The sequence below is a fragment of the Streptomyces gelaticus genome (assembly GCF_014649535.1).
Classification (GTDB): domain Bacteria; phylum Actinomycetota; class Actinomycetes; order Streptomycetales; family Streptomycetaceae; genus Streptomyces; species Streptomyces gelaticus.
Map to the genome: position 1 here is coordinate 55123 of NZ_BMTF01000014.1, position 22021 is coordinate 77143.

At 70.1% G+C, this 22021-nt stretch carries 19 protein-coding genes; 10 read left to right on the plus strand and 9 right to left on the minus strand.

Annotated elements, in window-relative coordinates; all coding sequences use genetic code 11:
- Positions 1-208: 208 nt before the first annotated feature.
- The 3 genes from IE107_RS20490 to IE107_RS20500 all read right to left on the minus strand — a co-directional run bounded on the left by IE107_RS20490 (position 209) and on the right by IE107_RS20500 (position 2883).
- Entirely contained in the window at positions 209-1084 is an 876-nt protein-coding gene (locus tag IE107_RS20490; protein WP_189545282.1) for a MurR/RpiR family transcriptional regulator, read from the minus strand.
- A gap of 381 nt (positions 1085-1465) precedes the next feature.
- Positions 1466-1975 carry a hypothetical protein gene (locus tag IE107_RS20495; RefSeq protein WP_189545283.1) on the minus strand — a complete coding sequence of 170 codons (510 nt, stop codon included), beginning with the start codon at positions 1973-1975 and terminating at the stop codon, positions 1466-1468.
- Positions 1972-2883, minus strand: coding sequence for an arginase family protein (locus tag IE107_RS20500; protein WP_189545284.1), 912 nt, complete (start codon positions 2881-2883; stop codon positions 1972-1974). Before IE107_RS20500 ends, IE107_RS20495 begins: the two co-directional genes overlap by 4 nt.
- 84 nt (positions 2884-2967) lie before the next feature.
- Here IE107_RS20500 and IE107_RS20505 point away from each other — a divergent pair, with 84 nt between their 5' ends.
- The 3 genes from IE107_RS20505 (at position 2968) to IE107_RS20515 (ending at position 7155) form a co-directional block, all read left to right on the plus strand.
- Positions 2968-3636 carry a CGNR zinc finger domain-containing protein gene (locus IE107_RS20505; protein WP_189545285.1) on the plus strand — a complete coding sequence of 223 codons (669 nt, stop codon included), beginning with the start codon at positions 2968-2970 and terminating at the stop codon, positions 3634-3636.
- A 1129-nt stretch (positions 3637-4765) separates the two neighbouring features.
- Positions 4766-5992: a radical SAM protein gene (locus tag IE107_RS20510; RefSeq protein ID WP_189545286.1), complete on the plus strand. Its 1227-nt coding sequence runs from the start codon at positions 4766-4768 to the stop codon at positions 5990-5992.
- Positions 5993-6153: 161 nt separating this feature from the next.
- Complete coding sequence (locus IE107_RS20515) at positions 6154-7155, plus strand: alpha/beta hydrolase (RefSeq protein ID WP_189545287.1); 1002 nt, start codon at positions 6154-6156, stop codon at positions 7153-7155.
- Positions 7156-7381: 226 nt separating this feature from the next.
- On the opposite strand, the gene IE107_RS20520 is transcribed toward IE107_RS20515, so the two are convergent.
- Positions 7382-8926 carry an FMN-binding glutamate synthase family protein gene (locus IE107_RS20520; RefSeq protein WP_189545288.1) on the minus strand — a complete coding sequence of 515 codons (1545 nt, stop codon included), beginning with the start codon at positions 8924-8926 and terminating at the stop codon, positions 7382-7384.
- A gap of 219 nt (positions 8927-9145) precedes the next feature.
- Between IE107_RS20520 and IE107_RS20525 the strand changes: the two genes are divergently transcribed.
- Positions 9146-9286 carry a hypothetical protein gene (locus IE107_RS20525; protein ID WP_189545289.1) on the plus strand — a complete coding sequence of 47 codons (141 nt, stop codon included), beginning with the start codon at positions 9146-9148 and terminating at the stop codon, positions 9284-9286.
- 45 nt (positions 9287-9331) lie between these two features.
- Positions 9332-9892 (plus strand): hypothetical protein, encoded by a 561-nt coding sequence (locus tag IE107_RS20530; RefSeq protein ID WP_189545290.1) that lies wholly within the window; start codon positions 9332-9334, stop codon positions 9890-9892.
- A gap of 507 nt (positions 9893-10399) precedes the next feature.
- Here the strand turns inward: IE107_RS20530 and IE107_RS20535 are convergent.
- Both IE107_RS20535 and IE107_RS20540 read right to left on the minus strand, forming a co-directional pair.
- On the minus strand, positions 10400-10579 hold the full coding sequence (locus tag IE107_RS20535) for a hypothetical protein (RefSeq protein ID WP_189545291.1): 180 nt from the start codon (positions 10577-10579) through the stop codon (positions 10400-10402).
- Positions 10580-10813: 234 nt separating this feature from the next.
- Positions 10814-12694 carry an amidohydrolase gene (locus IE107_RS20540; protein WP_189545292.1) on the minus strand — a complete coding sequence of 627 codons (1881 nt, stop codon included), beginning with the start codon at positions 12692-12694 and terminating at the stop codon, positions 10814-10816.
- Between the two features lie 102 nt (positions 12695-12796).
- On the opposite strand from IE107_RS20540, the gene IE107_RS20545 reads away from it, so the two are divergent.
- Positions 12797-13813, plus strand: coding sequence for a LacI family DNA-binding transcriptional regulator (locus IE107_RS20545; protein WP_189545293.1), 1017 nt, complete (start codon positions 12797-12799; stop codon positions 13811-13813).
- Between the two features lie 262 nt (positions 13814-14075).
- Here IE107_RS20545 and IE107_RS35105 read toward each other — a convergent pair whose 3' ends face one another.
- Positions 14076-14420, minus strand: a complete 345-nt coding sequence (locus IE107_RS35105) for a hypothetical protein (RefSeq protein ID WP_229867122.1) — start codon at positions 14418-14420, stop codon at positions 14076-14078.
- Positions 14421-15036: 616 nt separating this feature from the next.
- Between IE107_RS35105 and IE107_RS20550 the strand changes: the two genes are divergently transcribed.
- The 4 genes from IE107_RS20550 (at position 15037) to IE107_RS20565 (ending at position 19734) form a co-directional block, all read left to right on the plus strand.
- Positions 15037-15834: a hypothetical protein gene (locus tag IE107_RS20550; RefSeq protein ID WP_189545294.1), complete on the plus strand. Its 798-nt coding sequence runs from the start codon at positions 15037-15039 to the stop codon at positions 15832-15834.
- Positions 15825-16871, plus strand: coding sequence for a hypothetical protein (locus IE107_RS35795; protein ID WP_189545295.1), 1047 nt, complete (start codon positions 15825-15827; stop codon positions 16869-16871). The genes IE107_RS20550 and IE107_RS35795 overlap by 10 nt, the downstream gene beginning before the upstream one ends.
- Positions 16872-17219: 348 nt before the next feature.
- Positions 17220-18923: an amidohydrolase gene (locus tag IE107_RS20560; RefSeq protein ID WP_189545296.1), complete on the plus strand. Its 1704-nt coding sequence runs from the start codon at positions 17220-17222 to the stop codon at positions 18921-18923.
- A gap of 31 nt (positions 18924-18954) precedes the next feature.
- Positions 18955-19734 carry a helix-turn-helix transcriptional regulator gene (locus tag IE107_RS20565; RefSeq protein ID WP_189545297.1) on the plus strand — a complete coding sequence of 260 codons (780 nt, stop codon included), beginning with the start codon at positions 18955-18957 and terminating at the stop codon, positions 19732-19734.
- A gap of 292 nt (positions 19735-20026) precedes the next feature.
- Here the strand turns inward: IE107_RS20565 and IE107_RS20570 are convergent, their stop codons facing one another.
- Positions 20027-20695: a response regulator transcription factor gene (locus tag IE107_RS20570; RefSeq protein WP_189545298.1), complete on the minus strand. Its 669-nt coding sequence runs from the start codon at positions 20693-20695 to the stop codon at positions 20027-20029.
- Between the two features lie 243 nt (positions 20696-20938).
- Positions 20939-21916: an SGNH/GDSL hydrolase family protein gene (locus tag IE107_RS20575; RefSeq protein ID WP_189545299.1), complete on the minus strand. Its 978-nt coding sequence runs from the start codon at positions 21914-21916 to the stop codon at positions 20939-20941.
- Positions 21917-22021 lie beyond the last annotated feature (105 nt).

Here is a 22021-nt window from a genome sequence, read left to right on the forward strand (position 1 = left end):
CGCTCACACGCGGCAGTGAAAGGGGTGTGTTGAAAGGCGCGTAGGCCACCCGCGCTCCGAAGGCAACGCCGGTCGGGCGGCGAGGGAGCATGTGCGGTACGGCGGCGACAGCCGGTGGGGCGCGCCGCCCGGTACGGGCTGTGTCGCGGTGCGTTGCCGACCGCGCGGACAGGATCGAACGTCCACACGGCGCGACAGGGAGAGCGGTTCAGTCGAGGTAGACGTCCAGGTCCTTCCAGAGCTGCTGGGTGCGGCGGATAGCGGCACGGCTGCGCTCGGGCCGAGCCGTCTGCATGCCGGCGAGAAGTCCGTAGACCACCGAGGTGGCGGCCGTGACGGACTGGAAGAAGGAGATGCCCTCCGACGGCACGATCAGCAGATGGTGGGCGATGGAGGTGGCGAGCCGGCCGCGCCGCATGTCGGTGATCGCCACCACCGTGGCACCTGCTGCACGGGCTGCGTCGGCTGCGACGATGATCTGTTTCGCGGACCGCCACATGTTGACGACCACGAGCACGTCGCCCGGACCGAGGCAGTTGACGGCGGTCGCCAGATGGACGCCGGCCCGGCTCTCCAGCGTGACGGGGTAGCCCATGGTGGAGCCGAGGTGCGCCATGACACTGGCCGGACCGGCGAAGGAGCCGACCCCGACCACCAGGATCGACCGGGCCGAGGCCAGCGTGGCGATGGCCGCCTCCGCGTCGGCGGCGGAGTTGCTCTCCAGGGTCTGACGCAGATTCTCGATGTCGTGCGTGAGCGCGTCGTGCAGCGGGCTGCGGTGCTCGCCGTGTTCGGTCAGGGTCTCCTCGGTGGAGATGTGCACCAAGTAGCGGGCCCGCAACTCGCGTTGCAGATCCGGCCAGCCCCGGTAGCCCAGCGTCTGGGCTGCCCGCACCACCGTCGAACTGTTCACGTCCGCCCGCTCGGCGATCTCCGCGATCTCCGCGTACGAGGACAGCTGTGGATTGCGGACGATGACGTCGACGACCCGGGCCTGTGCCTTGGACAGCGGCACGTCGGGCAGGGCGTCACCCAGCCACTGACCGTCACCGTCGGCAGGGATGTGGTTCTGCAATGCGGACACAGGTCTTGCTCCCTGGTACGAGACGCAGCACGCTGCAAGCGCGATTGCAGGGATCGTACATCGCAATTCCAATTGCAGGAACCCCTCTGCGCTCCAAGCAGGCCGATCTGCGCACTGGGGTTCGCCCCGTTTCTCTTTTCGCGGTCGGGCCCGGTACGACCGTTACCCCTGCCGAAGGCATGACCTGTCGCTTCCCGGCACTGCGCAGCCAGAGCCAGATCCCGCTCGCCCACCTCGGACGAGTCGGTCATGGCGCCGCGCTCTAGCGGTACTCACCGCCGCCGAGGCGAACCGTCGGATCGCCCCGAAGCGCCGGTACCGGTGGGTGCGGATCCGCGTGCAGGTCCCCCGCCGGCGGTTCGCGCGGGCCTGGCATCGCTCTCACCGTAGGCGGCGAGCGTCGACCTCTTGGTCGAGCCGCCAGGTGCGTCCGCCGTCGGTCGATCGTTCGTTTCGCCAGTGAAAGGTGCCGGCGGTGATGTCCGCGAAGGTCCAGCGAACGAGGTCGCCGCCCGCGGCGCGTTCCATGACGATCTCGTCATCGATCTGGCGGGCGTACATGTGCACCTGGTCGCCGTGGGCGGTGCCGTGGAAGGTGAAACGCCACAGGTGCAGGCGCGGGTCCCAGATGCGCACACACAGGCCGCACTCCTGGTCGGGCGAGCGCCCCGTGACGGGGAGTTCCTCGCGCCCGGGCCACTGCCAGACGTCCAGGACTGCCCGACCTTCCAGTGCGTAGCCGAACTCCCATTCACCGCTGACTCGTCGAGCCGGTGAGCCGTCGGCGGGGTAGTAGGTGATCGTGGTTGCCCAGTGTCCGGCCAGGCGCCCGAACTGCTCCATCTCGGTCGCGTACAGGGCGCTGGGGCCGTCGGCGAGCAACGTCTTCATGCGTGTGCCTCCACGGTCGCGAGCGGGGTCAGGGCAGCGGCGAGGCAGTCGACGATGGGGGCGGCGTACACGCCGTCCGGGTCGCGTTCCGGGTCGTAGATGGCGAGGTCGAGCCCCACCACCCGGCCGGTGCCGACCAGGGTCGCAACGAGTTCGGCGAGCTGGGGGAAGTCCAGGCCCGGGCGGCCCGGGGAGTCCACTGCGGGCAGGACGTGTTCATCGAGCACGTCGAGGTCGAGGTGGAGCCAGACGCGGTCCAGCCCGCGCTGCTCGAGGCGGCTGATGACCCGCTCGCCCAGGTCGGCGACGCCGAGCTGTTGGATCTCCTGGGCGGTGAACCGGGTGAGCGGGGGCGCTTCCCCGTCCTCCCGGTCGCCGATCTGGATCACGTCCTCGTCGGCGACCAGCGGTCGGCCCACCGTCGGCCAGTGGGTGAGCAGCAGCTCGCCACGGCCGGTGGCCAGGGCCAGGTCCATCCCGGCCGCCGAGCCGAGGGACGAACCGGCGTCATAGTTGCCGGGGTGCCGGAAGTCGCTGTGCCCGTCGAGATGAACCAGGCCGCAGCGCCCGTCGCGCCGGGCCCCCAGCAGGCACCCCAGCACAATGCTGCAGTCGCCGCCCAGCACCACCGCGAACCGGGAGGCGGCGAGCGCGGCCTGGACCGCCTCGCCGAGCCGCAGCGTTTGCTCGCGGAGGGTCACCCCGTTGCGAATGCGGGTCGCCGGCTGCGCGTCGAAGGCGTACGGCGGACGGTCGAGCTCCACCACGCGGTCCGGCCGCAACCGCGCTTCCAACCCCGCCGACAGCAGCGCTTGCGGGGCCCGCCACGTTCCGGGCTCACGCCCCGGCGCGGGCGGTCGCAGGCCGAGATTCCAGGGGGCCGCGATGAGCTCAACGGTGGCAGCCATGACTGTCTCCCTTCACGTTCTAACCGGATAACATCTCTACACTGGTTGGATGAAGCGAGGCAAGCCCAAGAAAGGCGGTCGTGCGTGACGGGAACCATCCGGGCTCACACCTTCAAACCCCGTGACCTGGTCGGCGGGCACATCGTCATCGACCTGGTGAATACGGTCACTGCTCGTGACGCGGAGCCGATCGACTGGCTCGACGGCTACCCGCGCCTGCTGGAATGGGCAGCCCTCACCGGCCAGTTCGACGCCGCCGCCCTCACGGACCTGCAACGGCTGGCCGAGGCCGAACCCTGCAGAGCTGCGCCGGCTCTGGACCGCACCCGCGAGCTGCGTGAGGCTCTGCACGACCTCATCACGGCACTGCTCCACCAAGACGCTCCGACCCCCGCGACGGCGGTCGACCAGGTCGAGGATCACTGGAAGCACGCAGTCGCCCGTGCGCGCCTCACCGTCCGCGGGAACACGCCGCAGCTCCGCGTCGGCGTCGAGACCTCGGGGCTCGAATACCTCAACCACGAACTCGCCCTGCAGGCCTTCGACCTGCTTCGGGCACTGCCGCTGGAACGCACCCGCATCTGCCCCGGTCTGCGATGCGGCTGGGTGTTCATCGACAGCTCCCGAGCCGGCCGCCGCCGCTGGTGCTCCATGGCCACCTGCGGGAACGCCTCGAAAGGCCGAACCCACTACCAGCGGAATCGACAAGCAACCAGCCGACAGGGCCGCCATCAGCCGCCCGACGACCAGTAGATCCAGGCTTCCCGATACCGAGCCATCCGCCGGGGCCCGTGCCGGACGAGTCCGGCCGGGCCGAGCTTCAGCCCGGCCACCGGGTCGTCCGTGGCCCACAGTCCGCAGCCGGGCGGTGGCCCTGCTCGCCGAGAGGGGCCAGAAGCTCGTTCAGGACTTCTTCGTCGCTGCGACTGTGATGGCCGGGATGGCCGGTTGTACAGGGTGCCTTCGTCGCCCAGGTTCGTCCTCGCGTCACTGTCCCTGCCGAACTGGGCGAGCAGGACCGACCGTTCAGCTTCCTGATCGAGAGGTCGGCCCTCCCACGGATGCATGCTGCCCAGCGTCGCGTTCGCGATCTCGTACGCCACCGGGCCCTGTACAGGCACGGCGTGGCCGCCGATCTGGTGGTCGGTCCGGGTATGCAGGTGCCCGAAGGCGCGGACGAGCGGTTTGAGCTCGGCCGGGGTGTTGCGGGGGTGAGGCCAGTGCCGGGTGTCGCCGAGCGGGGCTTGCCGGGCCTGGGGCAGCCACAACGCGGGGGGCACTTTGCTCGGTGCTGCAGTGAGGTCCACCGCAGCCCCGATCGTGGCCCCTGCCGATCACCGCAACTGGTGCGCGAGGACGGACCCGGTGCACAGGTGCCGGCCGTGGAGCCCCCAGAGCTATTCGCTGGACCAAGATTCATTTTGTGCTAAAGTACCGGCATGCTTATCGAGGTTGACAGACCGTAACCGCCGGGCGTCGAAGACGCCATCGGCCCGCGCCACTGACTCCGGTCCGCAATGGCCAGGATGTGGATTACGCGCACGGTTGCACACTGCCGCACGTAGGTGCATACCCTGGCTTTGGCGCCAGCGCTCCTCACATTCCTCCTTGCCTCCTGCCGGAGTTCCCCGAATCAGCCTCCCCTCGCGGCGCTTTCACAGCATGCACTGACTCCTTGCAGCGACGTAGAAATTCTCTTCAGTCGGCGATTCCTCCGGTCCTGAACAGCTGACGTCGTTCGAGGGACGCAATGTGCACTCCGTCCTGTGTTCCCGTCGCCATGCGTCGGACGGCGCCCATTCCCTTCGAGGGCTTTCTCTCTTCAGCACCATGCCTGTTCCGCCGGGAGAGAGATCACGTGGAAGATTGCGAGCATCACCTCATGACGAACCAGCAGCATGCGAACGCATCGAGCGACCGGGCCCGTCGGTCCCGCATCGCACTTGCCAACCCTCCCCCTGGTACCCGACTCGCACGCATTCGAGAGCATCTCGAATCAATGGGCGCGCCCGACTTCCGCTACCGGCAGTTCGTGAGTGCCCTTCGCCGCGCGGAAGCCGAGACGTTCGACACCGTGCGCGAGTTGCCCGCCGAACTCAGGGCGGGGCTCACCGAGAAGTTCGGGCCGCGCATACTTCCCATCGCGCCGGTCGCCCGCCAATCGGATGACCAGGTCGAAAAGGTCGTCTTCGAGTCGGACCCGGGAACCCGTTTCGAGACCGTTCTCTCCCGCTACAGAGCCGGCTGGACTTCTCTCTGTATCTCGTCACAGGCTGGATGCGGACTGGGCTGCACTTTCTGCGCCACGGCCGCCGTCGGCCTCGCAAGAAACCTGACGGCCGACGAGATCTACGCGCAGGTCATGCATCCGCATTGGCGGCTTCCGGACAGATCCGTGCCGGAGAGCGTGGCGTTCATGGGCATGGGCGAGGCACTGGCCAACCCGCATGTTTTCGATGCGCTGCACCTGCTTTCGGGAGCCGGTTACGGGGAACTGTCGCAACGACGTATCACCGTTTCCACTGTGGGATTCGCACCCAATCTGTCCAGACTCACCAACGAATACCCGCAGGTCACGATCACGCTGTCCGTGCATTCACCGTTCACGGACGAACGTGCGCGACTGATTCCACTGGAGAAGAGATTTCCCCTCACCGAGAACCTGGCGATTCTGGATGAGCACGCGGTCACGGCACGCCGCAAGATCTACCTCGCTTATCTGCTGATCGCCGGCGTCAACGACACCGAAGAACACTTGCATCAGCTTGCCCGACTGGTGGCGTCGCGATCCCGGCCGGAACTTTTCCACGTGAGCGTGATCCGGTACAACCAGGCCCTGGGAGCACATCCCGCCTACCAGGCGCCCTCGAAGACTCATGTCAGTCAGTTCGTCGCAGGCTTGCGCGAACGCGGTGTCCACGCCACCAGACGACGCCAACTCGGCTCGTCCATCGATGCCGCCTGCGGCCAACTCCACGCCCGTTACGCCGCCTCAGCCCCTCCCTACGATCCCCTCACCGTTCTTCCGCCGATGAGTCCCGCCGATGACCGGCTGCTGCAGATCGGACGGCCGAGTCGGTCGGAGTCTCGTCGGAAGGCAACCGGCTGAAGCGCGCTACGGGGCATCGGCACGACGACCGGAGGCTCGCTGCCGTCCCGCCGTCCGCCGTCCGCCGTCCGCCGTCCGCATCATGCAAGCACAACGGCCCGTCGGTGGTCCATGCCCCGCCCCCGGCAGCCTTGATACCCGCCCTCAGTCCTGGAGGACGTATGAACAACCATCGTGACCGAGGTCAGCACACGGCCCCGCCCGTACCCTTCGACCCGGAACTGAACCCCACCCTGGAGACACTGGGGCCCCCGCACGAGAACGCGCCCGCGTCGGCCGACCAGATTCCCCGGTGGCGCGCGCTCCTCGCGAAAGCGGACCCGACACTCGACGAGTTGCGCGACCGGGGCAGGTTCGAAGTCCACGAACGATTGGTGCCCGGCCCGTCCGGCGCGCCGGACGTTTCCCTGCTCGTCGCACGGCCCGCCGGGTTGTACGAAGGCGCACCGGTCATTTACCACATGCACGGCGGAGGCATGATCAGCGGAACCAGCCGGACAGGGATGGAGACAATCCTGCGGGAGTGGGCCGAACCCCTCGAACTCGTCGTAGTCTCCGTCGACTACCGACTGGCCCCGGAGTTCCCGTACCCGGCGTCCATCGAGGACTGCTACGCCGGACTCATGTGGATCTCCCGCCACGCCGCAGCCGTCGGCGGGGACCCGCAGCGCATTGTCATCGTGGGTGGTAGTGCCGGCGGGGGTCTTACCGCCTCACTCGCGCTGATGGCACGAGACCGTCAAGGTCCCCGGCTCATAGGTCAGCTGATGATGTGTCCGATGCTCGACGACCGCAACGACAGCCCTTCCGCCCACCAGATGGCGGGCCTCGGAGTATGGGATCGGCATGCCAACGATCTGGGCTGGGTCTCTCTCCTCGGTGCGGCCCGAGGCAGCGCACACCTCTCCATGTACGCCGCTGCGGCCCGCGCGGCGGACCTCTCGGGTCTGCCACCTGCCTATGTCGATGTCGGTGCCGCGGAGACCTTTCGCGACGAGAACGTCCTCTACGCGACGCGCATCTGGCAAGCGGGCGGTGACGCCGAACTGCACGTCTGGGCGGGCGGGTTCCACGGCTTCGATCAGCTGGCACCTCACACCGACATCGCGAGGGATGCCCGTCACACCCGGTTCCGCTGGCTGTGCCGCGTTCTGAAACGCTGAACGCACGGCGTACGGGCGAGCGGGCCCAGCCCGTACGTGCCCCGGGGGACCGTCCGCCCGGATCGGTCCCCCGGCCGATCGGTCGTGCGGGCTGACGGCTGCGAATGCTGGGGGACGTACGGCTGGGCCACGCTCCGGCAGCGAGTCGACGACCGGCCCACCGAACTGCATGACGAAGCACTCCGGTACGCCAGGGGCCCGGCCATCGATCCCCGCGAGTCACGCCTCAGCCGGTCGGCTTCCGGAGAGGGGTCGGTCCGCTGGTGAGCAGTGCGGTGATCTCCTGGGCGAGCTCCGGGCCGAGTTCGCCCCAGCCGTCCTTGTAGCCGTAAACGCTCGCCAGGGTGCGGGCGTCATAGTCGCCGTTCATGATCTCGATGTCGGTGGTGGTGATGAGTGCCGGGTGGACGACGCCGACGGCTCCCGAGACCTTCAGCAGCTCCTTGCGCAGGGTGCGCAGGTAGACAGCGGCCCGGGTGGCCTTCGAGGGTGCGTCGACGCCGCGCACCAGCCACGGGTTCTGGGTGGCGATGCCGGTGGGGCACTTGTCGGTGTGGCATTTCTGTGCCTGGATGCAGCCGATGGACAGCATTGCCTCACGGGCGACGTTGATCATGTCGGCACCGAGGGCGAAGGCGACGGCGGCGTTCTCGGGCAGGCCGAGCTTGCCGGAGCCGATGAAGGTGAGGTCGTCGGTCAGACCCCGCTCGGCGAACGTGCCGTAGACGCGGGAGAAGCCCATCCGGAACGGCAGCGACACCGAGTCGGTGAAGATCAGGGGAGCCGCCCCCGTGCCGCCCTCGCCCCCGTCGATGGTCACGAAGTCGACCCCTCGATCACCACGCGCCATCAGCGTGGCCAGCTCCTGCCAGAAGCTCATCTCCCCCACAGCGCTCTTGATCCCGACTGGCAGACCGGTCTCGGTGGCGAGCAGCTCCACGAAGTCGAGCATCGAGTCGACGTCGTGGAACGCGGTGTGCCGAGAGGGGGAGGCGCAGTCCTTGCCGGCCGGGATGCCGCGGATCTCGGCGATCTCGGGGGTCACCTTCGCACCCGGCAGCATCCCGCCCAGCCCCGGCTTGGCGCCCTGGGAGAGCTTGATCTCGATCGCCTTGACCGGGGCGCCGGCGACCACGTCCTTGAGCTTGTCGAGGTTGAAGGTGCCGTCCTCGTTGCGGCAACCGAAGTAGGACGTCCCGATCTGGAGGACGAGATCACCGCCGTTGCGGTGGAACGGCGAGAGGCCGCCCTCGCCCGTGTTCTGCATGGTGCCGGCCAGCGCCGCGCCCTTGTTGAGCGCCGTGATGGCCGCGCCGGACAGCGATCCGAAGCTCATGGCCGAGATATTCACGACACTTGCCGGCCGGAATGCCTTGGCGCGCCCGCGCGGGCCGCCCAGCACCTTGGCCGAAGGCAGTGGGGCCTGCGGGTCGTGCAGGTCGGGCAGCGTGCCGGCGAACGTACGCTGCTTCACGTACGCGTGGCCTTGCACGTGCTCGACGTCCACGTCGGTTCCGAACCCGAAGTAGTTGTTCTCCTCCTTCGCCGACGCATAGATCCAGGTGCGCTGGTCACGGCTGAACGGGCGCTCTTCCTCGTTGGACGTCACGACGTACTGCCGCAGCTCCGGCCCGATCGTCTCCAGCAGGTACCGGGCGTGCCCGATCACGGGGAAGTTTCTGAGCAGCGCGTGCTTCTTCTGGACGAGGTCGCGGGCAGCCACCAGAGCCAATGCTGTTGCGGCGGCCGCGCCGATGCTCCGAGCGCGCATAAACGTTCCTCTCCTCGACTGCTCGATACCCGACTGCCGCTGTGCGGCGGACGTCGTGGGCGTTGGGCGGCGGACACGGCCAGGCAGGCACCGGCATCCGGCGACGAAACGCCACATGATATTAGATGTCGCACGCATGAGCAGGCGGGTCAGGGTGCGTGAGTCCGGCCGCGCCGTCGGCATCCCCCGGTGAAGTCGGGGCGTATCGACGAACGAACGATGGAGGTGCTCAGCGACGGGGTCGTTGTCGTGCCGGAGTTCCGTTCGCCGGCCCGGAAGCGCCAGCCTGACAGTTGGTGCCACATGATGGACTACGACCTGTCCTTCGAACGGCCGGCGACGCCGTCGAACCGCCGCTGAGGCGCAGCAGGGCGCCCGCTCCGAGGGGTGGCTACAATCCCGGCCATGCGTCTTGAAGAACAGCTGGACCGGCTGGCGGAACTGGGGCTGCCGCTCGCGGCCGGCCGGACCGTGGACGAGCTGCTGTACTCGTGGCCGCGGGAGGCGTACGAGCGCGAGCCATTCGATCTGGTGCTGTTCGCGTTGGGCTGCGCGGTCGAGGCCGAGCCGTGGGGGCGATGGTTCTGCGACCGAGCGTGGCACTTCGACACCGAGTGTGTCCGCGGCCGGGGCTCGTACGTGTCGATCGCCCGGCAGCTGTGCCGGATCACCGGCCGGCCGGACGCCCTGTCCGACCTGCGGGACCACGTCGACCTCGGCGCCGAGGAAGCGTGGATCGAGTACACGGTCGGCGACCGGCGGGTCAACTGGCCCATCGAGGTCAGGGACGACTGGGCCGACCTGATGCTGGTCGGCTATCTCATCGACGAGCTGGAATGCGGGGGCCGGCGCTTCCACGTCCGGCACAACGGCCAGGCCATGACGCTCTTCTTCCTCGACGACGACGCGGCCGGACGGCTCAACGCATGGGCCGGCAGGCAGGCGGTCGCCCCGTTCCCGGGGTAGCGGCCCCGCTCACGCCTCGGCTTTCTTGCTCTCCCCCGGCACTCCGGTCCGCTTCCCGGCCACACCGACCAGGGGTTCTGGAGGACGAATGCCGCGGCACTCGACACGAGAAGCACCGCTCCGGCCTGGTGCTGCGCGAACGCGACCGGCATGTCGTCCGCTACCGGCGCAGCATGGAGGGGGACACGCTCCTCGGACAGCAGCAGCCTGCGGGCGGGCCAAGGACGTAGGCATGCTTGTCGGTGCGGGGACGGGGGCCTCGGCGCACCCGTACCGTTACGGCCCGGGAAGCAACTGGCTTGCGATGCTGGGCTGTTCGCAAGGTGATTGTTCCTCACCTTCTCAGAAATGGCGGTGCCAGGACTTGTTGGCAGTGCGCCAACTGTCGTAGACGCGCGCGCATCCGCAGCGAGAAGGGCGCCCGCCGGGGCGGACGCCCACTCGGGGTCTGAACAACCCCGCTCTATGCGGCCGGTTGATCGCATCGCAGCCGCTCGGCTGCCAGACCTACTGCACGCGGTCCACGTGCTGCGACTCCGCCAACCTCCCCGGCACCAGGACTGCAAGGGTGCTGCGCGCTTCACGCCGCAGTGTCCGGCGCCGAGCAAAGGTCGCGGTCAGAGCAAGGATCGAGATCGTGCCCCCGTAGAACACAGCAGCAACCGTGGAGAGGAGCCCGATCGCCATCGGGCACGCACCTTTCTCCCCCTGTTCGGCCACCTGGCTCACTGCCTGGGGTGGGCTCGTTGATGCGTTTCCTCTCCACCATACACGCAGACACGCTCCGTCAACTCCCCCTTTGTTCAAGCTCATCACTGCCCGGGAGCCACCTGTGGCTACGGTCGCGTGCCGATTCCCGCCCGATGCCGCTGAGGCACCGATCCGGTCCGAGGTGGCCGTCGCCGTGCGGTGTGCGGATCGCTACGGTCGGTCGTCGCCGTGACCGCAGGCGCGGTGTCGTCCGCCGTGCACCGCCGCGTACGCCGACGGGCGCGGCGCGGCAGCGGCCCGGTCAAGCCGCGCGGTTGCGGCCCGTCCCGCCGATGAGCCCGCGTCGTGGACGACCCGGCCGCCCACCAGGGTCAGCTCGACACGGGTGTCACTGATGTCCGCCACCGGGCATTCCGTTACATCACGGTCGAGAACAATCAGATCCGCCGCCAGACCGGGCCGGACTGTTCCCGTCAGCCGGTCCATGCGCAGCTGCCACGCCGTCCCGTGCGTGTGCATCCGCAGCGCCGACGCACGGCTCAACCCCTCCAACTCCCGGTAGAGCGGACCCTCGCCCTCCGCACCCGTGCGGTCGATCGCCGTACGGATCTGGTTCCATACCTGGAGCGGGTCCACCGGCCAGTCCGAACCGCCCGAGAGCCGGGCCCCGTGCCGCTCCAGGGAGCGGGCCGGGTACATCCATCGGTGCCGCTCGGGCCCGATGTACGGCAGCAGCGCCTCCATCGTCCACGTGTCCTGTTTCGCCCACTGGAGCTGCATGCAGGCCACCACGTCCAGCGCGGCAAACCGCCCCAGATCCGCCGGATCCACCAGCTGGAGGTGACCGACGCTGTTTCGGGCACCGCGCAGCCCGGTCGCGCGCCGGGCGTACGCGTACCCGTCGAGCGCCGTGCGCACAGCACGGTCACCGAGCCCATGGGCATGCATCTGCCAGCCAGCCCGGTTGAAGACCGCGGTCAGCCGCCCGTAATCCTGTCCAGAGACATACAACTCACCGCGGTTGTCCGTCGGGTTCCCCAAGCCGTCCAGATACGGCGCCAGGAGCGCCGCCGTGTTCGCCGGGTACTCGATCACCCCGTCGAGGAACACCTTGATCGTCCCGAACCGCAGCCCCGGTATGTCACGGAAAGAGCGCTGCAGCCCGCGCGCATACGCGAGCGCCGCCTTCGGGTCTTTCGCCAGGTCTGCGTCGATCTTGATCGCGGGGACGATCCGCTGCGGCAGCATCCCAGCGTTCGCCAGGGCCCGATACCTCGCCAAGTCGCTCTGCCCGACCATCGCGTCCATCATCGTGGTTACGCCGGAGGCCGCCGCCTGGGCGAGGACCCGGGAGCAGGCGGCGATCAGATCGGCCTCGCTCGGCTTCGGGATATGGCGTGTCACCAGGGACTGGGCGTCGTCCTTGAGCACCCCGCTGGGCCGCCCGTCCGGCCCCTTCACGATCTTTCCACCCACCGGATCGGGGGTCGCCGCGGTGATGCCGGCGATCTCCAGAGCGCGAGCGTTGACCCAGATGTTGTGGCCGTCGCCCCCGAGCAGGGCGACCGGGCGGCGGGTGGGAAGAGCGTCGAGCAGGGAGTGGTGGGGGAGGGTGCCCTGCGGCAGCAACCCGCTCGGGTTCCAGTCCGAGACCACCAGCCAGCCGTCGGGCTCCTGGCCGGGCGTGTCCTGGAGGAAACCGGTGAGGATCGCCAGGAGTTCCTCGGCAGTCGTCTCGGCGCCCCCCAGGGAGGGGCGCAGTGAGTGGCCGCCCGCGCCGAGCGGGTGCACATGGCCGTCGTGGATGCCGCTCATCACGGTCGCCCCGCGCGCGTCGACGATTTCGGTGCCCCGCCCGGCGAGGCGGCGCATTTCGCTGCCCCGGCCCGTGGCGAGAATCCGGCCGTCGTGCCCGACGGCCACGGCCTCGACGGGGCGAGCGCCGGGGAGCCCGGTGAACACCCGTGCGTTGTGGACGACCAGGGCCGCGGCACTCCGATTTGCGGCGGCCGCGGCGGGGCCGGCCGCCGCACTTACCAGTCCGGCCGCGCCGGCGGCGAGCATGGTCCGCCGGGCGAGAGAAGAAGTCATAGCCACTCCCAGGGTTGAGCTGCATTCGCTGTGGCTGGACCCTCTTTGAGTAACGCCGTAACCAGAACCCGCCCGGAACGACGGAATCCGTAGGATGACGACATGCCAGGGACCACTCTCGCCGATGTGGCACGCGCCGCGGAGGTCTCCACCGCCACCGTCTCGCACGCTCTCAACGGCACGGGCCGGCTCTCCGACTCCACGCGCCGCCGGGTCCGCGAGGTGGCCACCTCGCTCGGCTACGGCTCGCAGCGAGCCACGCGGACCGGGAAGACCCTGGGCGTGGCCGTCACCACCTATGCCGGTTCGGCCTGGAACTTCCTCGACGTCCCGTACTTCGCCCGGCTCCTCACCGCCGCCACTGCCACCGCGCACGCCCACGGCTACGCCCTGACGATCCTCCCCGCCACCTGCGGGGCGGAGACGCCCTGGCACACACTGACCGTGGACGGAATGCTGCTCCTCGACAGCCCCACGGACGACCCGGTGCTGCGTGCGCTGCGCGCCCGGGGCATCCCGCTCGTCTTCGACGGCCGACCCGTCGATCCGAAACCCGGGGACATCTGGGTCGACAACGACCATACGGCCACTACCCGCGAGGTTCTCGGCCACCTGGCGGCCTCGGGAGCCCAAGGGATCGCTCTGCACGCCGGATACGGCGACGAGCACTACACCCGGACCGTGACCCGCGCCTACCACCAGTGGTGCCACGAACACGCCCGGACTCCCCTGGTCCTCACCTTCGACCCGTACGACACCTCGGGCCACGGCTTCGACGCCGTCTTCACCGCCCGTGCGTGCGACGCGGTCTACACGGTCTACGACCCCGGCGGCCGCCAGGTCCTGGCCTCAGCGGCCCGTCATGGCCTGCGGATCCCCGACGACCTCCTCCTCGTCTGCGCCAGCGAGGACCAGACCTACGCCGAGAACGATCCGCCGGTGAGCACCGTGTCTCTGCACCCCGCCACGATCGCCGAGACCGCGGTGACGGCCCTGGTCTCCCGCCTGTCGCCCACCTTCCCGCCACCACGGCCCGGCCCCCTGACGATCCCGGCACTTCTCCACCCCCGCCGCTCCTCACTCCGGAGCCCGTCCGGCGAAACCCGGCCGGGAGGTTGATGCCGGGTTTCTGCTCGCCCCGCCCGCCGAGACCGCCACGCTCCTGGCCCAGGGGTCCGCCACACCCGACGAAGCGGGACCTCAGGAGCGGCAGCTCAGGCGTGGCAGCTCCGTAGTGGCCGCCGCCTTTTTCCCGGTCGGACGCCGTTGCAGATCCTTTCGGCCTCAGCTCGGTCCTCGGCCCACTCGACGTCCTCGTCGGCCAGTGCTCGGCCTTGAGAGGCGTCCGGCTGTCCGCCGTCGGCAACCACGGGCGTCTTGGTCAGGACATCAGGATGACCCGTCGACCGGAGCCGTCTGCTTCGACGCATTCTTGGTACGGATTCAGCGTGCCGGGCTGTTCCCGGCAGCTCCAGACGGATCCTGCGGCCCGGACGGTCGTAGCTGCTTCGCCGCCGCTGTTCCAGCTCCGCGTGTAGGCGCTCGCGACCCGGAGTGCCGTGGTGCAGTCGCCGGCTCGAGCCGCCCCCACCATGAGCCCCGATGCGCCATCGGTCCCGCACATGACACCGGTGGCCTCGCCCGTGTTCTCGCCGACGGCCCTCGCTGCGGGTGCCGTCAGGGCCAGCACGGCGATGCCGACCGCACCTGCGGCTGCAGTTCTCATCGACGCCTTCATCTTCTTGTCTCCTTGCATGTCATGGAGGCCGGGTCTGTCCATCGGCCGTGGGAATGCGGGGGCGCCCGGTCGCAGAGCTTGTGCACCGGGCGCCGGGAAGCGGGTGACCAGGCCCATCGGCCGATTTCTGCGCAATCCACGCCGTTCACGCAGCCGTTCGCCTCGGCCCGAAGGGTTTGGCTGGACGGAGGAGACGGGACTACCAGGTCGGACGGTCGGGGGGTGTGTCCTCGCTCCATCACCATCCCCGAAGGGGACCGTGGCCGCCATTCAAACGGTCCGTCAGCGCCTTCTCGTGCTCCGCTGCCGCGGTGTCTCGTGCTGCGCTACCGAGGAACTCGTGGGACGACGACAGCGCCACAGGCAGGCCGTGGATCCGGCCAGGCCCGTGGCACGGCCGGATGCGCCGACCCCACAACCACCTCGCGACCACCTCACGCCGTCGCGCGCCGGGGAAGCGTCCGTCCTCGCCCGAATCATGCGCCGGTAGAGTGACCGGCCGAACCACCGGGAGGGCCCGATGCGGACGCTGTCAGGGATACGGAGACGGAACGGGACGTTCAGGGCCCGCCCGGGCACAGCGCCGAACGCCACAGCAACGTCCATGGCGACCACCACCGCCTCGCCAGGTCAACCCGGTGACGACGCAACCCAGTCCGAGCGCCTGGCCGAGGAGCTGCGCAAGAACCCGGTCTACGTCTCGGCCGACCGTCCACGCCGACTGCCCCGCTCGCTCGCCCCTGACATCGCGGCCCTCGCCGAGCGCACGGGCGTGCCCACCTATGTGCTGGCGCTGCCCGCGGGCGACGCCACACTGCTCGCCCTGGTGCACGACCGGCTCGGCGCGAAGGGCCTCTACGTGCTGATCGGCGACCACAGCAGCGTCACCGCCTCCGCTTTCGGCGTCGACGTACCGGTCGAGGAGGCCCGCCGCATCGCCCTGTACGGCACGCCGTACGGGGCCGGTCCACTCACCGCGTTCGAGTCCTTCGTCGACGCGATCGCCTCCGGCCACGACCGGACCGCCTGGCACGAGGCCGGGCACGTCCTGCCGGCCGCCCGTGAAGGGCTCGAAGCACTCATCCTCAAGGCCAGGGAGTCCGCAAGTGTCCCAGTGACCGCCCGACCGGCACCTCGCACGGTCTCGCCGCCGGTCTGCTCGCCGCCCTGCTGCTGGCCTGCACGGCGCTGCTCGGCGCCGGTGCCCCCGCCCGTGCGGAGACCGCGGGGACCGGGCCGACCGCCACGACGATCGCCACGACGATCGCCGAGGCGCCGGCCGCCGGTCCGGTCTACGTCGACCCGTCCTACGCGGCCGCAGTCAACCCCGCCCAGCAGCAGGCCCTGGTCGACCAGATCGCCGCGACCGGCCTGCCGATCAACGTGGTGCTGGTGCCGCTGAACAAGGGTGACGCCTTCGACGGCGACTCCCGCACTCTCGCCGCGGTGCTCAGGGAACGGCTCGGCCGGCAGCAGCTGATCCTGATCACCAACAATGAGTACGGGAAGTGGCTCACCGGCACCGAGTGGCCCACCGACGCCCATCAGACCCGCGACGCAGCCTCCGCCGTCGGCTTTCTCAAGGAACTCGACGACGCCGGGCTGGCCGCCCGGATCGGCAGGGCCGTGGAGCTGATCAAGGCCGGCAACGGCACCGAGGTGTACAAGGCCGAGACCGCCAGGATCGACAAGGAGTACTCGGCCCGGCCCGAGGCCGAGGAGCACGTCTCCGGCTCTTCCTCCGACAGCGGCCCGGGGACACTGATCGCGATCGCCGCGGGGCTGGTCCTCGCCGTCGTCGGCGCGGTTCTCCTGGTGCGCCACCGCCTGCCCCGGCACACCTCCTTCGCCTTCCCGGACGCCGTCTTCGCCGCCGAGGAGGCCGCCGACGAAGCCGGGCTGCGCCGACAGGCGGCTGCCGAGATGCTCGCGCTGGGCGAGGCCGTGGAGCACGCTGACGGCGCTGCTTCGGGCCTGAGCCGGGCCCTGGACGCCTACGACGCCGCCGGAAGGGTGCTGGACGCCGCACGGGGCCTGCCCGACCTGGTCGGAGTGCTGGCCCTGGCGGCCGAGGGACGTTCCGCCCTGGCCCCGACCCCCGGACTCCCGCTGTGCTTCTTCGATCCGCGGCACGGCACCGCCGTCCGCCGGACCACCTGGCGGCCGCTCGGCCGCCGGGAACGAGCCGATGTCGCGGTCTGCGACGACTGCGGCCAGGCCCTGCGGGCCCGCCGCTCGCCGCAGGTGATGGCGGTCCGGCACCGGGGCCGCACCGTCCCCTACTTCGAGGTGCCCGCCGAACACAGTCTGTGGGCCGCCACCGGCTACGGCTCCCTGCTGTCCGGCCCCGACGACACCCTCGCCGCCCGGGTCGGCACCGGCGAGTTCAGCCGGGCCCGGCTGCTGTCCGATGACCACGGCGGCGCGGTCGGGGACTGACCGGGCGCGCCTCCGCTGACGGGGTGCCGGCTCCCGACGGGCCCGGCATTCCGCCGTTCCGTCGCGCGTCCGGTTCACAAGCCCCGCACGGGCGCCACGCCGGGACAGCTGTGGGGCTACGGGCCGTGAGCGGTGCCGGGCGGTCGGTACGCACCTGGACGGGTGATCGCGAACGGTGCCGTCGGACCGTCCACCCGAGGGGGCGTCGGGAGGCCGGCCGTCGACCTGCCCTCGCGAGTGTGCGTATCGGTGGGATGACCGATGTGCGGGGGGCGGGCGCACGGTCATAGTCCTCGGGAGATCGTTCGCGGGCAGCCGTGGTGCGCCCGTTTCCTGAAAGGACCTGCTGTGGGCACGTATGCGGATCTGGTTTTTCTCGACGGGCAGGTGGTCACGGTCGACGCGGAGTTCTCCGTCGCCTCGGCCCTGGCGGTGACCGGTGGGATCATCACCGCCGTCGGTGGGCGGGACGACGTCGCGCCGCTCGTCGGCCCCGACACCCGTGTCGTCGACCTGCGGGGAGCGACGCTGCTTCCCGGCATCAACGATTCCCATCTGCACGCGTGCGCCTTCGGCATGTCGACGCCGCCGCTCTCCCTGGAGCTCGGCCATCCCGCTGTTTCCTCCCTCGCGGACGTGGCCGAGGCGGTACGGGAAGCCGTCGGCCGGGTTCCCGGCGGGCAGTGGATCACGGGGCACGGCTGGGACACCGGTTACCTCGACGAGTGCGTCGCCGATCCGTCGCGGCTGCCCTCGCGGCGCGACCTCGACGCCGTGAGCCCGGATCACCCCGTCGTCCTGTACTCCTTCTCCGGGCACGCCACCTGGGTCAACTCCAAGGCCCTGGAGCTCATCGGGATCGACCGGCACACTGTCGCGCCGCCCGGCGGAGCCATCGTCGCGGACGAGTCCGGGGAGCCGACCGGGCTGCTCCACGAGGGGGCCCAGGCCCTCGTCCAGAACGCGCTGCCGCCGCTCAGCCGGCAGGAGCGGACCGACGCGGTCAAGTCGGCCCTCGACACGCTGGCCCGGCTCGGCGTGACCAGCTACACCGAGCCCGGCCTCGGCCCCGGCGGCGACGGCATCATGCGGGGTGCGCTCGGTGCGGAGACCCTCGACGTCTACCGCCGGCTGCTGGCCGACGGCGAACTGACCGCCCGCGTCGGCGTCCTGCTCCTGCCCACCGGAATGGCGAGCACCGCGGAGGAGTTCGCCCGCGCCCTCGCCGCCCCAGGCGAGACCGGAGACGCCGATCCGCGCCGCCTCGCGATCCACGGGGTCAAGATCTTCGCCGACGGCATCGTCCCCAACAAGACGGCCTGGATGCACGAGCCGTACGTCGGCGGTGGCTGTGGCTCCCTGTGCGTCGGCGGCGAGACCGACGCCGAGCGGACCGCCGAGATCGGCGCCATGATCCGGCATGCCCACGCCGCCGGGCACCAGCTGGGCGTCCACGTCACCGGCGACCGGGCGTGCGACACCGTTGCGGACGCCTTCGCCGCTGCCGTGGCCGAGCACCCGAGGCCCGACGCCCGCCACTACGTCATCCATGGCGACTTCCTCACCGCGCACAGCATGAAGGTGCTGGCCGCGCACGGCTTCGGCGTCAACATGAACCCCACCATCAAGTGGACCGTCGCCGACATGGAGGAGGAATTCGTCGGTTCCGAACGGGCCGCGTACGCGTGGCCCTACCGCGATGCCATCGACGCCGGTGTACGGGTCGCGAGCGGGTCCGACGCGCCCGTCACATACCCGGACTGGCGCCAGGGCGTCGCGACCATGGTGCTGCGTGAATCGAAGGCCGCCGGTCGGGTCAGCGGCCCCGAGCAGCGCATCGCCCTGGCCGAGGCGATCCGTACGTACACGATCGGCGCGGCCTGGCAGGACTTCGCCGACGACTGGAAGGGCTCCCTGGAGCCGGGCAAGGCCGCCGACCTCTGCGTACTGGACGGGGACCTGCTCACCGCCGACCCCCACGACATCCCGGAAATGCCCGTCGTCCTCACCGTCATGGACGGCCAGGTCGTGCACGACACCCTTCGCGATTGACGTAATCCGGACGCTTGATCATCCTTGGACCATGGCAGCGCAGCAGAGCACGGCGGACATCCTGGACGCGGCGGTGCAGGTCCGTGAGGCCGCCAGGAGCGGCGCGACCGGCATCGGCACGGTCCTGGCGGCGCTGTCGGAGGTGGTGGAGTACGACCACGCCTCCCTCACCCGGTGGGATCCGCTGCGGCGGCGCCACATCACCCTGGCCGGGAGCTACCCGGACGATGCCACGGCGTACATCGAGACCCATCTCCACCACGACCCGGTGTTCCCCGTGCTCCGCAGCCCGGCCCGGGGCGGCCTCTGGCTCAGGGACGTCCCCCGGCACCTCCTGGCGGCATCCCCCGGCTTCCAGGAGGTGCTGTCCCCCCTCGGTATCGAGGACGGCGTGGCCCAGTGCCTGTTCGCCGCCGACGGCCGGTACGTCGGCATGCTGAACGTCAGCACCCGTCGGCCGCGGCACGGACCCGATCCGGCACGCGCCGCGATCACCCTGCTCACCGAGGCACTCGCCGCGGCCGTCGACCCCCGCACGGGCCTGTCGCCCGAGGAGCTCGCCGCGTTCGGCCCCGAGGCGGACACGCAACGCCCGGACGCGCGGCGGCCCGGCGGACTCTCGCCGCGGGAGCTCCAGGTGCTGGCCGAACTGACGGCCGGCCGTACCAACCGGGAGATCGCCGAGCGGCTGTACATCACGCCGCGGACGGTGGGGACCCACATCGAGCACATCCTCGCCAAGCTCGCCCTCCCCAACCGCGCGGCCGCCGCCGCCCGGGCCGCTGCCTGGGGAATCGATCCCGCCCGCTGACCTGGTCCGGTCCGCCACGACGCCGACCGGACGCTGCGAGCACTCCAGCATCGGCCCGGACGTCGCGTCGCCCGGTTCTCGGATCTCTTCGTCGAAGCCCGGTAACCCTCCGCCGCGCGAACCTTTGCGCAGGCCGTCCGCCACGGCCGTGCCCGCGCCGGAGACAGCGGCGAACCACGGGCCGCACTCCAGTTCTTCGGCCGCCGAAGCAGCGGCTGCGGGGGCGCCCTCGGGGCCGGGCCTGCCAGGGAGGACCGAAGGCCGGCTGGGGTTCACCGCCGGGGTCGCTGTCTCAGGCAGGGTCGACCAGGCGGTAGCCGATCCCTCGGACGGCTTGAATCAGGTCCGGGGGGCCGAGCCGAATGCGAAGTCGGCCGATCAGCGCGTCGACCGCGTGGGATTCCGGCTGGTGCTGTTCGTCGGCGCAGTCCTTGGCCAGTCGTTCGCGGGTGACCAGCGCGCCACCTGCCAGCATCAGGGTCTGAAGGACCGCTGCCTCTGTGACGGTCAAGAACAGCGGTACCCCGGCGCGGGTGAACCGGCCGCCGCGTCGGCCCTGTTCCAGGTCGCCGACGCATAGCCGGGATGCCGGGTCGGGGATCACCGGGGCGCGGCAGAGATTGCGCATCCGGCTGGCCAGTTCGGCGGTGTTGAAGGGCTTGACCAGGTAGTCGTCCGCTCCGTGCTCGACGAGGACCACGCGTTCGGCATGCGAATCGAGTGCGGTGAGCATCAGGACCGGGCGGGTCCAGCCCGCCCGGCGGTGGGCGGCCACCAGGCGGAGAACGTCTCCGTCGGGCTGCGCCCGGTCGGCCACGAGGGCGTGATAGACGGTGCCGCCCAGCTCGAGGTCGGCGTCGGTGAGGTTGTCGGCCACGACGACGTCGTAACCGATCCGGCGCAGACACCCGGAAATCACGGCCGCAAGTTCCGAGTCGTGCTGCACGACGAGTATGCGCATGTCGTCCGACTCTAGACGGTGAATGCCGGGGCACAGGCCCCGCTGTGCTGTGGGTCCTAGCGATAACCGGGCCGGACGATCTCCAGCACGCGCAGGTGGTGTCTCCGACGATGCCGCCCACATCACCGGCGAATCCATCCACCGACGCGGTGGGGCGGACCGGTCGGAGCCGGGCCCGGAGCCCCCTCCGGTCTGCGGCCGGAGGGGGTTGGCACGGGATCGGCCGGTGATGCCGTGTGCCGGTCAGCCCACGCCGATGGCTTCCAGCATCGCCGCTGCGACGTGGTCGGCGGCGTTGCGGTGGCCGCGGGCATTGGGGTGAACCAAGGCCGGCTGGTCAGGGACGCGGGTGAAGATGCCCTCCACCCACTTGCCGGTGTCGCAGACGCTGTGGTTCCGGGAGGAGTCGTAGAGGTCGACGAAGCGGGCGGCGTCGTGTGCACCGGCCGACTTCTCGATGATCTGATTGAGGGGTTCCATGACGTCCTGGCGCAGCCAGTCCAGGTCGCCCTGGGTGATCGAGCCGAACTGCTCCAGGTTGTTGTACTGGCACTTGGAGGTGTCCTTGGGGATGACCGTGGGGTAGCCGACGGTCAGGATCTTCGCGTGCGGGGCGCGCTCGTGGAGCACGGTGAGCATCTCGTCGTAGTCCCTGCCGACCTTGTTCAGCCGGCTGGGGATGTCGTCGGCGAGGTCGTCCCGGCACGGGGTGCCCACGCCTCCGCTGCCCCCGCCCAGTTGCAGACACTGGAAGAGGATGTCGGCGAAGCCGAGGGTGTTGCCACCCACGCCGACGGTGACCACGTCGGTGCCGGGACCCACTGCTGCTGACTGGGGAGGCACGGCGGGGAAGGGGTAGTCCGGGTCTTCGGAGACGGGCGGCAGGTGACGGCCGATCGGCTCCTGGGCCCTGAAGGTGACGTTCTCGATGGTGGCGGCGCCGCAGCTGACATTGGCCAGGTCGAAGTGCGAGCCGAGGTCGCGGTCGATGACCTGCGGATAGGACTGGTCGGTACGCTCACAGCCGTCACGGGGCACCTCGAAGGTGTCACCCGCGGCCGGAATGACGCCGGCAGCGTACGAGTCACCCAGTGCGACCCACTGATGAGCCGCCGCGGCTGCCGCCGGGTGCGCTCCTGCGAGTTGCGCGGGCGCGAGCGCGCCTGCCGCCAGAGCTGCGGCCGAGCCCAGCACGGCCAGACGCTTACGGGTATTTTCCATGAATCCTCCAGAGATGTGACGGTCGGGTCGCCTGAACCGTAGATCCGGAGGACTCGCACTGGACTCAATGCGGACAGTCACTGTCGGTACGGGGCGCCTCCCGAC